The organism is Streptomyces sp. NPDC044984 (assembly GCF_040646935.1).
In the GTDB taxonomy this organism is placed as follows: domain Bacteria; phylum Actinomycetota; class Actinomycetes; order Streptomycetales; family Streptomycetaceae; genus Streptomyces.
On record NZ_JBEZBE010000016.1, the window covers coordinates 51,870 to 65,822 of the forward strand.

Here is a 13,953-nt window from a genome sequence, read left to right on the forward strand (position 1 = left end):
TAGTGTTCGTCTCATGCGCGTCACAGACGGCGGTACGGCGGCACCGCGCGTGCCGGACAGTCCGCTCGCCGACACGGTGCTGGAGCGGCTCACCGCCACGTACGCGCCGGCGGCCGACCCGGAACGGGCCGTGGTGATGCGCGCCTACATGAAGGACGTCGCCCCCTTCCTCGGCCTGGCCGCCCCGGTCCGCCGCGCCCTGTCCCGCACCGTCGTGGAGGGGCTGCCCCGCCCCGGCGAGGCCGACTGCGCGGCCGTCGCCCTGCGCTGCTGGGAGCTGCCCGAGCGCGAGTACCAGTACTTCGCCGTGGACTACCTGCGCCGCCACGTGCGGCACTGCTCCTCCGGCTTCCTGCCCGTCGCCCGGCACCTCGTCACCACGGTCCCGTGGTGGGACACCGTCGACCTGCTCGCCGCGCACGTCGTCGGGGCCCTGGTCGCCGCCGACCGGAGCCTCGCCGCCGAGATGGACGAGTGGATCGACGACGGCGACCTGTGGCTCGTCCGCACCGCCCTGCTCCACCAGCTGCGCCACAAGGAGCGCACCGACACCGCGCGCCTCTTCGACCACTGCCTGCGCCGCTCCGGCCACCAGGACTTCTTCATCCGCAAGGCCATCGGCTGGTGCCTGCGCGAGTACGCCAGGACCGACCCCGACGCCGTACGGGCCTTCCTGGCGCGCGAACAGGGACGGTTCGCGCCGCTGTCGGTGCGGGAGGCGCTGAGGAACATCGGCGCGTAGCCGCCCGGCTCCGGCACCTCCGCGGAAAACCATTCGACGCGGGGCGGGTCGTCGGCGAGGATCGACACCATGTTCCGGTACGCCTTCCACCTCGCAGCATCCGCGGTCGCGGATGCCCCGAAGGCTGCCGTTCCCGCTCTCCTCGCCGCCGTCGACGGCGCCCGAAGCTGACCCTCCCCGGATCGTCCGGCGGACCCCCCAGGGGGAGGGTCGGCCAGGTTCCTGGGGTCCCCGTCCCGGTCGCGCGCCGATCCGCCGCGTCCGGGGCCGTCACGCGTCACCACCGAGAGGCTTCGAGGTACCGCCATGTCCAAGACGGCGTACGTCCGCACCAAACCGCATCTGAACATCGGCACGATGGGCCATGTCGACCACGGCAAGACCACCCTGACCGCCGCCATCACCAAGGTCCTCGCCGAGCGCGGCTCCGGCAGCTTCGTCCCGTTCGACCGCATCGACCGGGCGCCGGAGGAGGCCGCCCGCGGCATCACCATCAACATCGCGCACGTCGAGTACGAGACCGACACCCGGCACTACGCCCACGTCGACATGCCCGGCCACGCCGACTACGTCAAGAACATGGTCACCGGCGCCGCGCAGCTCGACGGGGCGATCCTCGTCGTCTCCGCGCTCGACGGGATCATGCCGCAGACCGCCGAACACGTGCTGCTCGCCCGCCAGGTGGGCGTGGACCACATCGTCGTGGCGATCAACAAGGCCGACGCGGGCGACGACGAGCTGACCGACCTGGTCGAGCTGGAGGTCCGCGACCTGCTCTCCGCGCACGGCTACGGCGGCGAGTCCGCGCCCGTCGTACGGGTCTCCGGGCTGAAGGCGCTGGAGGGCGACCCGCGCTGGACGGCGTCGGTCGAGGCGCTGCTCGACGCGGTGGACACGTACGTGCCCATGCCCGAGCGGTACCTGGACGCGCCGTTCCTGCTGCCGGTGGAGAACGTGCTCACCATCACCGGCCGGGGCACCGTCGTGACCGGCGCGGTGGAGCGCGGCACGGTCCGCGTCGGCGACCGGGTCGAGGTGCTCGGCGCCGGGGTGGAGACCGTGGTGACCGGCCTGGAGACCTTCGGCAAGCCCATGGAGGAGGCGCAGGCCGGCGACAACGTGGCGCTGCTGCTGCGCGGGGTGCCGCGCGACGCGGTGCGGCGCGGGCACGTGGTGGCCGCGCCGGGCAGCGTGGTGCCGAGCCGGCGCTTCACCGCGCAGGTGTACGTGCTGTCGGCCCGCGAGGGCGGCCGTACGACACCGGTGTCGACCGGGTACCGGCCGCAGTTCTACATCCGCACGGCGGACGTCGTGGGCGACGTCGACCTCGGCGAGGCGGCGGTGGCGCGGCCCGGGGACACGGTCACCATGACCGTGGAGCTGGGACGGGACGTGCCCCTGGAGCCCGGGCTCGGCTTCGCCGTCCGCGAGGGCGGCCGCACGGTCGGCGCCGGCACGGTGACGGCGGTCGGCTGAGCGGCGGACGGCCGCCCGCCCCCGGACAGGGGGCGGTCGGCCGTCCGTGCGGACGACGGCACACAATGGGACGGTGAGCGAGCCCATCCCCGTGACCCGCGTCGTCGATCACGGCACCGCCAAGCTGATGCCCGACGTGGACCGGCAGCGGGCCTGGCTGCTCACCGTCGACGGTGCGCCGCAGTCGTACGTCGACCTGGACGAGCCGGCGCACCTGGAGTTCGAGTACGCCCGGCGGCTCGGGCACGTCCTCGACACCGTGGCGGAACCGGGGCGCCCGCTGGACGCGCTGCACCTCGGCGGCGGGGCGCTCACCTTGCCCCGCTACCTGGCCGCCACCCGCCCCGGTTCCCGGCAACACGTCGTGGAGTTCGACCGGGGACTGCTGGAGCTGGTCGCCGAGCACCTGCCCCTCCCCGCCGGCGCCGATGTCACCCTGCACGCGGCGGACGCCCGCGCCTGGCTGGAGACGGCCCCCGACGACAGCGCGGACGTCCTGGTCGCCGACGTCTTCGGCGGCTCGCGGGTCCCGGCACACCTGACCTCCGCCGCCTACGCACAGGAGGCCGCGCGCGTCCTGCGGCCCGGCGGGGTCTATCTCGCCAATCTCGCGGACGCGGCCCCGTTCGCCTTCCTCCGCTCCCAGATCGCCACCCTGGGCACGCGGTTCGAGGAGCTGGCGCTGATCGCCGAGCCGGGAGTGCTGCGCGGCCGCCGCTTCGGCAACGCGGTCCTGGCCGCCGCCCACCGGCCCCTGGACATCGCCGCCCTGTCCCGCGCCACCGCCGCCGACGCCTTCCCGGCCCGGGTGGAACACGGGGCCGCGCTGCGGGACTTCGTCCGCGGCGCGCTCCCGGTGCGGGACGAGGACGCCGTACCGTCACCCGAGCCCCCCGCAGGGGCGTTCGGCATCGGCTGACGCACCGTCCGGGCCGGTACCGCCGGCGTGGCGGGTCCGGCGGCGCGGACCGCGGTTCAGTCCTGCGGCGATCTCCCGAGTTCCCCGAGGGGACGTCCGGCATCGGCCGGTGCGACGGACGCGCCGGTGACCTGGCGGGTCCGGCGGCGGAGATTGCGGACGTCCGGAACGCACAGCACCGCCGCCGTGACGACCACGACCAGCGCCGCGCACCCCCACAACGCCTCCGGGCGGCCGAACGCCGTCTCCGCCGGGCCCGCCAGGGCCATCGCCGCCGGCACCAGCGCGACCGAGCCGAACCAGTCGTACGCCGAGACCCGGGACAGCTTCTCCTCCGGTATCTCCTGGTGCAGCGCGGTCATCCAGGAGACGCCGAACACCTCCAGCGACACGCCGGTCACGAACATCACCGCGCACAGCACGGCGGCCGGCGCCGGCACGGCGAGCGCGGCGGACGGCAGGGCCAGCGGGAACACGCACAGGGTGCCGGCGAACAGCAGACGGCGCGGCTGCCAGCGGGTCATCAGCAGCGCGCCCACCACCGTGCCCCCGCCGAAGAACGCCAGCGCCACGCCCCACGGACCGGCGCCGCCCAGATGGTCCCGGGCGACGAGCGGCCCGTAGACCGCGTCGGCCGCGCCGACGACCGCGTTGGCGACGGAGAACTGGACGACGATGCCCCACAGCCAGGGCCGGCCGGTGAACTCCCGCCAGCCCTCCTTCAGATCGGTGAGCATGCCGCCGCCGGGGGCGCGCGGCGGTATGTGCCTCACGTCGAGGAACGCCCGCAGCGCCGCCGCGACCGCGAAGGCCGCCGCGTCCGCCGCCAGCACCCAGCCCGGCCCGATCGCGGCGACCATGGCCCCGCCCAGCGCGGCGCCGCCGAGCGTCGCTCCGTGCATCGCCATCCGGAACACCGCGAACGCCCGGCCGGCCTGCTCGCCCTCGACCGAGGACAGCAGCATGCCCTCGGCGGCCGGGCTGAAGAACGCGTGACCGGTACCGCCGAGCGCGCTGAGCAGCATCATCTGCCACAGCTGTGCCTCGCCCGCCAGGACGAGCGCCGCGAAAGCGGCCTGCGAGACACAGTTCAGGGCGTTGGCCGCGACCATCACCCGGTGGCGCGGCAGCCGGTCCGCGACGGCACCACCGATCAGCAGGAACAGCACCAGCGGCAGGGTGCGGGCGGCGGCCACCAGACCCACGTCGCCGCCGTCGCCGCCCGCCTCCAGCACGGCGAACGCGGCGGCGATCAGCGCGCCGTGACTGCCCAGGTTGGTCACCACGGCGGCGGCGGTCAGCAGGGAGTGGTTGCGGCCGGTCCAGGCGGGACGGCGGCGGGATGCGGTGGTCGGCACCCCGTGACTATCGCCGGGCCGGGGCCGACTTGCCAAATGGGATGCCGGCCCCCGGACCTGCTAGGACTCCGTCGGCGCTTCCTCGGTGAGGCGCACCGTGCTGAGGATCTTCTGCACGGTCGCCTCCGGGATCTCGTCCTTGACGCCCCTGGCGCCGTACAGGTTCCAGGTGACGAAGTCCCCGGCGCCGTTCTTGAAGGCGAAGGTGATCGCCTTGCCGTCGCTGTCGCACTTGCCGTTCTGCGGCGTGTTCTCCGAGCGCGCCGTGGCGACGTGGCCCTCGATGCCCGACGCCGTGGTGTACGCCTTCGGCTTCTCGTACGTGAGGCTCTTCTTGTCGGGCTGTGTGTACCCGCCGTAGATCCACCACGGGACCCGGGTCTCGGCCGCCTCCTGCGTGGTCTTGGCGCCGTTCTCACCGCGGGTTCCGGCGGTGGCGAGGGCGGTGTCCTCCTCGCGACCGTCCTTGTTGGTGTCGCTCGTGCACCACTTGGACTTCAGATACGCGGGGGCGTTGACGGTGGTGCTGCTCAGCTCACCGTCCTTCTCCTCCCACTCGAAGCCCACGCTGGTGCCGGGCGTCTCGATCTCCCAGTCGGCCGGGACGTCGAACTCGGTGCCGAAGCGGGCGTTGACGACGACCTGCCAGCCCGGAACGGTCGCCTTCTCCTCCTCGCCGCCGCGCGGGTTGTCGTCCGAGGCGGAGGCGCTCGGTTCGGCGGAGGTGTCCTTGGACACGGTCGCGGTCGGCTTGGCGTCCTTCTTGCCGCCGGCCTCGTCGTCCTTGTCGCCGCCGAGCACCAGGAACCCGGTGACACCGGCGGCCACGACCACGGCCGTCGCCGCCACGATCGCCACCAGCTTCGTCCGGTTCCCGCCGCCCCCGTCCTGCGGCGGCCGCGGGCCGCCCACCACGGTCTGCGCGCCCCACCCCGGCTGCTGCTGGTACGGGTTCGGCTGCTGATAGCCGGGCTGCTGGTACGGATTCGGCTGTTGGTACCCCGGCTGGTACCCCGGCTGCTGGTACGGGTTGTCCGACTGCGGGTTCTGCTCGCCCCCGGGCGGCTGCTGTCCTGGCCACATGGGCAGCAACCCTAGCCGCGCCAGGGACACGATTGGGTCACCGCCCTTTGACGAGGACGTAGCGAACCGGGTGCCGCACGGCATGGCGACTTGAGGCTACTCGCGGGTAACCTGCCGCTCATGAGCGCAGACCAGATGTCCATCGGCGAGATGCTCGCCGCCACGGTGCCCATGGCCCGGACCCTCGACCTCCGGTTCCTGGAGACCACACCCGAGCGGGCCGTGGTGGCCCTGCCGGACCAGGCCGACTACCACAACCACGTGGGCGGGCCGCACGCCGGCGCGATGTTCACCCTCGGTGAGTCGGCGAGCGGCGCGATCGTGCTCGCCGCGTTCGGGGACCAGCTCGCACGGGCCGTGCCGCTGGCCGTCCGCGCCGAGATCGCCTACAAGAAGCTGGCGATGGGCCCGGTCACCGCCACCGCGACCCTCGGCCGCCCGGCCGCCGAGGTCGTCGCCGAACTCGACGGGGGCGTGCGCCCCGAGTTCCCGGTCCCGGTCGTCATCCGCCGCGAGGACGGCGCCGTCACCGGCGAGATGACCGTCGTCTGGACCCTGCGTCCGGGCGGCTGACCACCGGCTCCGCGGCCGACCGGGAGACGGCACGGCCCGGTAGGCTTCCCGTTCGTGCGCCGGGACCCGGGCGCACGAACGGCGGACCGGGAGGACGGGGCGTTGCACGTGCAGGAGTGGCTCGAGACCGTGCCCGCGGTCGCCGTGTACGCCCTGGTGGGGCTGGTCATCGGACTGGAGAGCCTGGGCATCCCGCTGCCGGGCGAGATCATCCTGGTCTCCTCCGCGCTGCTCGCCTCCCAGCACGGCGACATCGACCCGGTGGTCCTCGGCGCCTGCGCCACCGCCGGCGCGATCGTCGGCGACTCGATCGGCTACGCCATCGGCCGCAAGGGCGGACGGCCGCTGCTGGCCTGGCTGGGCGCCAGGTTCCCCCGCCACTTCGGCGAGGGGCACATCGCGACCGCCGAGCGGTTCTTCCAGAAGTGGGGCATGTGGGCCGTCTTCTTCGGCCGCTTCGTGGCCCTGCTGCGCATCTTCGCCGGCCCGCTCGCGGGTGTGCTGCGGATGCCGTACTGGAAGTTCCTGATCGCCAACGTCCTCGGCGGCATCGTCTGGGCGGGCGGCACCACCGCCGTCATCTACTACGTCGGCATCGTCGCCGAGTCCTGGCTGAAGCGCTTCTCGTGGCTGGGCCTGGTGCTGGCGGTACTGATCGGCGTGACATCGATGCTGGTGCTGAAGCGCAAGGCGAGGAAGGCAGTCCCCGAGCCGGTCGTCGCCGGCGACTGAGACGCGCCCCTCAGGGGCGCGGGGCCGTGTCGTTCCGCGGCTCCGTCGCGTGGGCGCGGGAAACCCCCACGGCCCGCAGACCGCCTGCGACCCTAGGCCCCGTGCTCCTCCCGGTGAACCTCGGCCAACTCCGCATACATCGTGCCGTTGAGCGTGAGCCCTTCCCGCTCCTCCACGCTGAGCTCCCGCCGCACCTTCGCCGGCACCCCCGCGACCAGCGACCCCGGCGGCACCCGCATCCCCTGCGGCACCAACGCCTGCGCGGCGACAAGAGACCCGGCGCCGATCACGGCGCCGTTGAGCACGGTCGCCCCCATCCCGATCAGACAGTCGTCCTCGACGGTCGCCCCGTGCACCACGGCGTTGTGCCCGACGGAAACCCGCTCGCCCACGCTGACCGGGAACCCCGGATCGGCGTGCAACGTGCAGTTGTCCTGCACGTTGCTGTCCGCCCCGACGGAGATCCGCTCCACGTCACCGCGGAGCACCGCCCCGTACCAGACGCTCGCGCCCGCGTGCAGCGTCACGTCCCCGATCACCGAGGCCGTGGGTGCCACGAAGGCCTCCCGGTCCACCTTCGGCTCCCTGCCTCCGACACCCGTGATCAGCGCGCGGTGCGTCATCGCCCTCTCCCTTCACCGACGTCGTGGACACCACGCACCGTACGCCAACCCGGTGGGGTGAAGATCACAGGGTCGCCGGCCCGTGGGCGAGCCGCCCGCCGACTACGGTGAGCGGGTGCCGAAGCGCAAGAACACGTTCTCGTCCTGGCCGCGCCGCCTCGCTCAGCGCGCGGTCCACGCGGGCTGGGCCTGGGCGCAGCGCACGGGTTCGGTGACCGCCGAGCACCCCGGCCGCTTCCGCTTCGGGGCGATGGGAACAGGTACCAGGCTCGCCTTCCCGCTCGGCACGGTCTTCGGCGAGCCCTGGATCCGGATCGGCGCGCACTGCATCGTCGGCGAGCAGGTCACCCTCACCGCCGGACTGATGCCCGGTCTCGACCTCGGTCCCGAGCCGATCCTGCGCATCGGCGACGGGGTCGTGCTGGGCCGCGGCAGCCATGTCATCGCCGACACGACGGTCACCATCGGCAGCGACTGCTACTTCGGGCCGTACGTCTACGTCACCTCCACCAATCACTCCTACGACGATCCGCACGAGCCCATCGGCAAGCAGTGGCCGCGGATGGAGCCGGTGGAGATCGGTCCCGGCTGCTGGATCGGCACCGGTGCGGTGATCCTGCCGGGGGCGCGCATCGGGCGGAACGCGGTGGTGGCCGCGGGCGCGGTGGTCCGGGGCACGGTGCCCGACCACGCCGTGGTCGCGGGTGCCCCGGCCCGTGTCGTACGCCGCTGGACCCCCGCCGACGGCTGGCAGCCGCCGCTGCGCACCCCGGCGCCCGTACCGATCCCGGAGGGCATCACCCCGGAGCAGTTGCGGGCGCTGGCGGAACTGGACGAGGAGAGCGCCGCGCGGCTCGCGGAACTGGACGAGGAGGGCGTGACCCGGCTCGCCGAGCTGGAACCCGAGGGCTGAGCCGCCCTCACCCCGGTCGTGGCCGGCGCCGATTCCGGTCGCAGTACAGTGCGGTGGACGATCGGGGCCGTCCCGCGACAGCCGGACACCGGGACCCGGTCGCCGCCCAACCCGCTGGACGGAACGGACGAACGTGTCGGACCTCGACCTGCTGACCCGGTGCCTGGCGCGCAACGTCAAACGCTGGCGCACCGAGCGCGGCTTCACGCTGGACGCGCTCGCGGCCCGGGCCGGCGTCAGTCGCGGCATGCTCATCCAGATCGAACAGGCCCGCACCAACCCGAGCATCGGCACGGTCGTCAAGATCGGCGACGCGCTCGGCGTCAGCGTCCCCACCCTGCTCGACTACGAGCGGGGCCCGAGGGTCCGGATCGTCCCCGCCGACCAGGCGGTGCGGCTCTGGCACACCGAGGACGGCAGCTACAGCAGGCTGCTCGCCGGCACCGAGGCGCCCGGCCCGCTGGAGATGTGGGACTGGCGGCTCATGCCGGGCGAGAGCAGCGACTCCGACCCGCACCCCGCCGGCACGGTCGAACTCGTCCACGTCACGTCCGGGGAACTGACCCTCACCGTCGACGGGGCGGAGCACCGGGTGCCGGCCGGTGCCAGCGCCTCCTTCGAGGCCAACACGCCGCACACGTACGGCAATCAGGGCGATGTCCCGATGGAGATGATCATGACGGTCTCGGTGCCTCCCGTGCGTTGAGGAGCCCCTGTTACGGTGCGGCCATGCGCGCACCCATCGGAGACTTCGACCACGCCACCCCCGCCCCCGACCGCCTCGACGAGCTGACCGCACCGGTCGCCGCCGCCGTCCGCGCCTGGAGCGGCAGCGTCCCCGCCGACCAGCTGCTCTACGTCGACACCGATCCGCGCTGGGCGGACACCGCCGTCTTCGTCGAGCACTACGGCCGCGACCTGCTGGAGCGGTCGGCGAACTGCGTGGTGGTGGCGGGCAGGCGCGGCGGAGGGACCACGCTCGCCGCGTGCGTCGTCCTGTCCACCACCCGGCTCGACGTCAACGGCGTCGTACGGCGTCACCTCGGTGCCCGCAAGGCCTCCTTCGCCCCGATGGACACGGCCACGGGGGAGACCGGCATGGAGTACGGCGGCATCACGCCGATCGGACTGCCCGGGGACTGGCCGGTGCTGGTGGACGCGGCCGTCATGGACCTGCCGTACGTGCTCGTCGGCAGCGGCCGGCGGCGCGGCAAGCTGCTGGTGCCGGGCAAGGCGTTCGCGGAGCTGCCCGGAGCGGTCGTGCTGGAGGGGCTGGGAGTGGCCTGACCGGCACCGGCCGGGCACCGAGACGGGGCCGCCCCTGTTCGAGTGAAGTTAGCTTAGGCTAGCCTTCTTTCGTGTCGAAGACCCCCCGGCTGATGCCGACGAATCCCAGGATGTTCCGCGCCGAGGTCGTGCGCACCGAGCGTGTCTCCCCTTCTCTGCACCGCGTGTGCGTCACGGGGCCGGACCTCGCCGAGTTCCCTTGGCGGGGTTACGACCACTGGTTCCGCCTGTTCCTCCAGTTGCCCCATCAGCAACGGCTGCGGCTGCCGGACTTCACCGGATCCCGCTGGTGGCAGCCCTATCTGGCGATACCGGAGGACGAGCGCCCGCACTGCGCGAACTACACCGTGGCCGACTTCCGCCCCGAGGCGGCGGAGATGGACATCGACTTCGTCGTGCACCGCGGGCCGACGGGCGAACTCGAGGGCCGGGCGGCGATCTGGGCCTGCGGTGCCCGGCCCGGTGACGCGCTCGCCGTCCTCGACCAGGGGGTCCTGTTCGACTGTCCGCCGGACGCCTCGGAGGTCCTGGTCGTGGCCGACGAGACGGGACTGCCCGCCACCTCGGGCATCATGCGGTCCCTGCCGCGCGGGACGAGGGGCCGGCTCATCCAGGAGGTGCCCACCGCGGGCGACCGGCGCGAGCTCGACGCTCCGCCCGGAGTGACCGTGACCTGGGTGCTCCGCGAGGGTGACACGTCCGTTCCGGGCAGCGCCGCGCTCGGTGAACTCCTGCGGCACCGCTCCGCCGACCCGGCGGGATACGCCTTCGTCGTCGGCGAGTCGACGCTGGCCACCGAGGGACGCAGGCACCTGCACCGGGCCGGCCTGCCGAAGGAGAGGATCACCTTCTCGGGCTTCTGGAAGCACGAGGTGCTCCAGGCGGCCTGAAGCGCCGGTCCGGCCCCGCGGCGACGCGGGGCCGTCACGCCCCCGGCCGGCCTCCCGGGGCGTGACGGCCCGGGAGGCCGGCGCGGGTGCGGCGGTCACCGCCGGAGCGAGGGCGGCCGGGTCCTCTCCGTCGGCGCCGGGATCAGGGCGTCCGGCGTGCCGCGTGATGGGCCAGTGCGAGATGCGGATCCGCCTCGCCCGGCACCGGCTCCGGATCGGCGTGGACCAGGGCCGAGGCCAGCCGGGGGACGGCGTGCAGCAGCGCGTGCTCGGCCTCGACGGCGACACGATGGGCCTCGCGCACCGTCGCCCCGCCGTCCACCACGACCGCCACCTCGGCGCGCAGCCGATGGCCGATCCAGCGCAGCCGCAGCTCACCCACCCCGCGCACCCCCGGCACGCGGGCCAGGGCCCGCTCGGCCCGGTCCACCAGCGCCGGATCGACGGCGTCCAGCACCCGCCGGAACACCTCCCGCGCGGCGTCCCGCAGCACCAGGACGATCGCCGCCGTGATCGCCAGCCCCACCACCGGGTCGGCGTACCGCCATCCCAGGGCCGAGCCGCCGGCGCCCAGCAGCACCGCCAGCGAGGTGAACCCGTCCGTACGGGCGTGCAGCCCGTCGGCGACCAGCGCGGCCGAGCCGATGTCACGCCCGACCCGGATGCGGTACCGGGCCACCCACTCGTTGCCCGCGAACCCGAGCAGCGCCGCGACGGCGACCACCGGGACGTGCTCGACCGGACGCGGGTCCAGCAGCCGGCCGAACGCCGTCCAGCCGGCGAAGGCCGCGGACGCGGCGATCGTCAGCACGATCGCGATGCCCGCCAGGTCCTCCGCGCGCCCGTAGCCGTAGGTGAAGCGGCGGGTGGCGGCGCGTCGCCCCAGGACGAAGGCGATGCCCAGCGGTACGGCGGTCAGCGCGTCCGCGGCGTTGTGCACCGTGTCGCCGAGCAGCGCCACCGAGCCCGACACGGCCACCACGACCGCCTGCGCCAGCGCCGTCACGCCCAGCACCGCCAGGGAGACCCACAGGGCGCGCACGCCCCTCGCCGAGGACTCCAGCGCGGAGTCGAGCTTGCCGGTCGTCTCGTGGGAGTGCGGGGTGAGGAGATGGGCGAGGCGGTGGAGCGGCGAAGCCCGGCGGTGCTCGTGCTCATTGTGGTGGTGGCGGTCGCTCACGGTCGTCCCCTTCCGGTGCGCGGGGTGGACGCGGCGGCGCCCACCCCGCCATTATGTGCGTATGAGCGCACGCATGCACCTGTCACCTGCGCACGATGAGCACCCGCGCACACCCGGCGAGGAGCACTACGCGCTCGCGGCGGAGCTGCTCGCCCTGCTCGGCGACCGCACCCGGCTGGCCCTGCTGCACGCCCTGACCGGCGGCGAGGCCGATGTCACCACACTCACCGAGGCCTGCGGCGCGGCCCGGCCCGCGGTCAGCCAGCATCTGGCGCGGCTGCGGCTCGCGGGTCTGGTGGACACCCGCAAGGAGGGCCGCCGGGTGATCTACTCCCTGCGCGACGGCCATCTGCGGCGGCTGGTGGACGAGGCGCTGAACGTGGCCGACCACCGGATCGGCGACCGGCCGCCGCACGACTGACGGGGCCGCGGCCTCAGTACCGGGCCGCCGTGCCGAGGTACTGCTCGGCGAAGGCGGCAGCGGCGGCGGGGGAGGAGAACAGGCGGCGCAGCCGCGCGAGCGTGGTGCCCGCACGGAACGGATCCCCCGCCGCGGCACCGTGGTACAGCTCGGACAGCCACTGCGAGAACTCCTGGTAGTCCCACACGCGCCGCAGACAGGCCGCGGAGTAGCCGGCCAGTCCGCTGTCGTCGCCTTCGGTGAGACGGGCGACCAGCGCGTCGCCGAGCAGGAACGCGTCGTGCAGGGCGAGGTTCATGCCCTTGGCGGCGATCGGCGCGACCACGTGTGCCGCGTCCCCGGCCAGGAAGAGCCGGCCGGACGCCATCGGCTCGGTGACGTAGTCGTGCATGTCCAGCACGCGCTTCTCGAGCAGCCGACCCTCGGCCGGCGGGGCCGCTCCGGCCGCCCCGAGCCGGCGCCGCAGCTGAGCCCAGACGCGCTCGTGCGGCCAGTTGTCCGGGTCGTCGCCGGGCGGGCACTGCAGGTAGTAGCGGGTCACCTCGGGGCCCCGGGGCATCTGACCGGCGAAGCCGTCCGGATGGCAGCCGAACAGGACGCAGTCGGCGGACGGCGGCGCCTCGGCGAGCAGGGCCAGCCAGCCGATGCCGTAGTCGTGCCGTGCCACCCGGGCCCGCTCCGGAGCGAGGGAGGCCCTGGTCACCCCGCGGGCCCCGTCGCAGCCCGCGACGAAGTCGCAGGCGACGACCTCCCGCCGGCCGGTCTCCGGGCAGACGTACGACACCGACGGACGGTCGCCGTCCAGGTCGTGCAGCCGCACGTCGCGCACGCCGAACCGGATGTCCCCGCCCCGCACGTCCGCGTACTCCCGCACCAGGTCGGTCACCAGCAACGGCTGCGGATACACCCAGTGGTGGCGACCCGTCAGCTCCTGGTACGAGAAGCGGTACCGCTCCCCGCCGAACCGGAACTCGCACGCGGTGTGCGGCTCGGCCCGCTCCAGCAGGTTCCGCGTGAGGCCTCGCCGCTCCAGGCCCCGTACCGCCCACTCCTCGATCACCCCGGCCCGCGGCCGCCGTTCGACGAACTCCCGGCTCTCCGTCTCCAGGACCAGGCACTCCAGGCCGGCCGCCCGCAGGATGTTGCCCACGGTGAGCCCGGCGGGCCCGGCACCCACGACGACGACCGGAAAGCGTTGCGGGGGAGGGGAATCGAGGTGGGAGGAGCTCTCATCCATCGCGCCATTATGGCGGCACGGCGCCCCCCGGGACGGGCCCTAGCCGAGCCGGGGTATCTCGATCGCCGGGCAGCGGTCCATCACCATCTCCAGGCCCGCCGCGCGGGTCCGCTCGTAGGCCGCCTCGTCGATGACGCCGAGCTGGAACCACACCGCCCCGGCGCCCTTGGCCACCGCTTCGTCCGCGACGGCCCCGGCCAGCTCACTGTTGACGAACACGTCCACGACGTCCACCTCGAAGGGGATGTCGGCGAGGGAGGCGTAGCCCTGCTCGCCGTGCACGGTCTCGGCCTTCGGGTGCACCGGCACCACGCGCTTGCCGAACCGCTGGAGCACCTGGGCCACGCCGTACGCCGCGCGCTGCCGGTTCGACGACAGGCCGACCACGGCCCAGGTGTCACCGAGTCCGGTGAGGATCTTGCGGACCGTCGCCTCGTCGCCGTACACCGTCGGCCTCCCGGGAGTCGTGAAAGGGCTGTCGCTCCGCACAACGAACCGGGGCGCACGGTGATTCCCGGC

Annotated in this window: 16 protein-coding genes; 10 read left to right on the plus strand and 6 right to left on the minus strand. The window is 73.8% G+C overall.

The window, feature by feature from the left end; all coding sequences use genetic code 11:
• Window positions 1-13: 13 nt before the first annotated feature.
• From AB0A94_RS18995 to AB0A94_RS19005, 3 genes are all read left to right on the plus strand, one after another.
• Window positions 14-742, plus strand: coding sequence for a DNA alkylation repair protein (locus AB0A94_RS18995; RefSeq protein WP_361745665.1), 729 nt, complete (start codon window positions 14-16; stop codon window positions 740-742).
• Between the two features lie 306 nt (window positions 743-1,048).
• Complete coding sequence (gene tuf, locus AB0A94_RS19000; RefSeq protein WP_361745667.1) at window positions 1,049-2,218, plus strand: elongation factor Tu; 1,170 nt, start codon at window positions 1,049-1,051, stop codon at window positions 2,216-2,218.
• Between the two features lie 73 nt (window positions 2,219-2,291).
• Window positions 2,292-3,137 (plus strand): fused MFS/spermidine synthase, encoded by an 846-nt coding sequence (locus tag AB0A94_RS19005; protein ID WP_361745669.1) that lies wholly within the window; start codon window positions 2,292-2,294, stop codon window positions 3,135-3,137.
• A 56-nt stretch (window positions 3,138-3,193) separates the two neighbouring features.
• Here AB0A94_RS19005 and AB0A94_RS19010 read toward each other — a convergent pair whose 3' ends face one another.
• Together AB0A94_RS19010 and AB0A94_RS19015 are read right to left on the minus strand one after the other, a co-directional pair.
• A complete protein-coding gene (locus AB0A94_RS19010) occupies window positions 3,194-4,495 on the minus strand; it encodes an MFS transporter (protein WP_361745670.1) in 1,302 nt (433 codons plus the stop codon).
• A gap of 60 nt (window positions 4,496-4,555) precedes the next feature.
• A complete protein-coding gene (locus tag AB0A94_RS19015) occupies window positions 4,556-5,578 on the minus strand; it encodes a hypothetical protein (RefSeq protein WP_361745672.1) in 1,023 nt (340 codons plus the stop codon).
• A 135-nt stretch (window positions 5,579-5,713) separates the two neighbouring features.
• Between AB0A94_RS19015 and AB0A94_RS19020 the strand changes: the two genes are divergently transcribed.
• Entirely contained in the window at window positions 5,714-6,151 is a 438-nt protein-coding gene (locus AB0A94_RS19020; protein ID WP_361745878.1) for a DUF4442 domain-containing protein, read from the plus strand.
• A 102-nt stretch (window positions 6,152-6,253) separates the two neighbouring features.
• A complete protein-coding gene (locus AB0A94_RS19025; protein ID WP_361745674.1) occupies window positions 6,254-6,883 on the plus strand; it encodes a DedA family protein in 630 nt (209 codons plus the stop codon).
• A gap of 92 nt (window positions 6,884-6,975) precedes the next feature.
• Here AB0A94_RS19025 and AB0A94_RS19030 read toward each other — a convergent pair whose 3' ends face one another.
• The gene (locus AB0A94_RS19030) at window positions 6,976-7,506 is read right to left on the minus strand and encodes a gamma carbonic anhydrase family protein (RefSeq protein WP_361745676.1); all 531 of its coding nucleotides are present in this window, start codon (window positions 7,504-7,506) and stop codon (window positions 6,976-6,978) included.
• A 115-nt stretch (window positions 7,507-7,621) separates the two neighbouring features.
• Between AB0A94_RS19030 and AB0A94_RS19035 the strand changes: the two genes are divergently transcribed.
• From AB0A94_RS19035 to AB0A94_RS19050, 4 genes are all read left to right on the plus strand, one after another.
• Entirely contained in the window at window positions 7,622-8,419 is a 798-nt protein-coding gene (locus AB0A94_RS19035; RefSeq protein WP_361745880.1) for an acyltransferase, read from the plus strand.
• Between the two features lie 133 nt (window positions 8,420-8,552).
• Complete coding sequence (locus tag AB0A94_RS19040; protein ID WP_361745678.1) at window positions 8,553-9,125, plus strand: XRE family transcriptional regulator; 573 nt, start codon at window positions 8,553-8,555, stop codon at window positions 9,123-9,125.
• A gap of 23 nt (window positions 9,126-9,148) precedes the next feature.
• Window positions 9,149-9,706, plus strand: a complete 558-nt coding sequence (locus AB0A94_RS19045) for a YbaK/EbsC family protein (RefSeq protein ID WP_361745679.1) — start codon at window positions 9,149-9,151, stop codon at window positions 9,704-9,706.
• A gap of 71 nt (window positions 9,707-9,777) precedes the next feature.
• A complete protein-coding gene (locus AB0A94_RS19050) occupies window positions 9,778-10,596 on the plus strand; it encodes a siderophore-interacting protein (protein ID WP_361745681.1) in 819 nt (272 codons plus the stop codon).
• 142 nt (window positions 10,597-10,738) lie between these two features.
• Here the strand turns inward: AB0A94_RS19050 and AB0A94_RS19055 are convergent, their stop codons facing one another.
• The gene (locus AB0A94_RS19055; protein ID WP_361745683.1) at window positions 10,739-11,776 is read right to left on the minus strand and encodes a cation diffusion facilitator family transporter; all 1,038 of its coding nucleotides are present in this window, start codon (window positions 11,774-11,776) and stop codon (window positions 10,739-10,741) included.
• Between the two features lie 61 nt (window positions 11,777-11,837).
• Between AB0A94_RS19055 and AB0A94_RS19060 the strand changes: the two genes are divergently transcribed.
• The gene (locus tag AB0A94_RS19060) at window positions 11,838-12,197 is read left to right on the plus strand and encodes a metalloregulator ArsR/SmtB family transcription factor (protein ID WP_361745685.1); all 360 of its coding nucleotides are present in this window, start codon (window positions 11,838-11,840) and stop codon (window positions 12,195-12,197) included.
• Window positions 12,198-12,210: 13 nt separating this feature from the next.
• Here the strand turns inward: AB0A94_RS19060 and AB0A94_RS19065 are convergent, their stop codons facing one another.
• Window positions 12,211-13,434: a 4-hydroxybenzoate 3-monooxygenase gene (locus tag AB0A94_RS19065; protein WP_361745687.1), complete on the minus strand. Its 1,224-nt coding sequence runs from the start codon at window positions 13,432-13,434 to the stop codon at window positions 12,211-12,213.
• 39 nt (window positions 13,435-13,473) lie between these two features.
• Window positions 13,474-13,881: a CoA-binding protein gene (locus tag AB0A94_RS19070; RefSeq protein ID WP_361745689.1), complete on the minus strand. Its 408-nt coding sequence runs from the start codon at window positions 13,879-13,881 to the stop codon at window positions 13,474-13,476.
• Window positions 13,882-13,953 lie beyond the last annotated feature (72 nt).

What these genes read in the sequence shown, in the direction of transcription:
- AB0A94_RS19015 (WP_361745672.1), bottom strand. Translation starts at nt 5,578, where the DNA reads ATGTGGCCAGGACAGCAGCCGCCCGGGGGCGAGCAGAACCCGCAGTCG.
- AB0A94_RS19020 (WP_361745878.1), top strand. Translation starts at nt 5,714, where the DNA reads ATGTCCATCGGCGAGATGCTCGCCGCCACGGTGCCCATGGCCCGGACC.
- AB0A94_RS18995 (WP_361745665.1), top strand. Translation starts at nt 14, where the DNA reads ATGCGCGTCACAGACGGCGGTACGGCGGCACCGCGCGTGCCGGACAGT.
- AB0A94_RS19045 (WP_361745679.1), top strand. Translation starts at nt 9,149, where the DNA reads ATGCGCGCACCCATCGGAGACTTCGACCACGCCACCCCCGCCCCCGAC.
- AB0A94_RS19030 (WP_361745676.1), bottom strand. Translation starts at nt 7,506, where the DNA reads ATGACGCACCGCGCGCTGATCACGGGTGTCGGAGGCAGGGAGCCGAAG.
- AB0A94_RS19065 (WP_361745687.1), bottom strand. Translation starts at nt 13,434, where the DNA reads ATGGATGAGAGCTCCTCCCACCTCGATTCCCCTCCCCCGCAACGCTTT.
- tuf (WP_361745667.1), top strand. Translation starts at nt 1,049, where the DNA reads ATGTCCAAGACGGCGTACGTCCGCACCAAACCGCATCTGAACATCGGC.
- AB0A94_RS19060 (WP_361745685.1), top strand. Translation starts at nt 11,838, where the DNA reads ATGAGCGCACGCATGCACCTGTCACCTGCGCACGATGAGCACCCGCGC.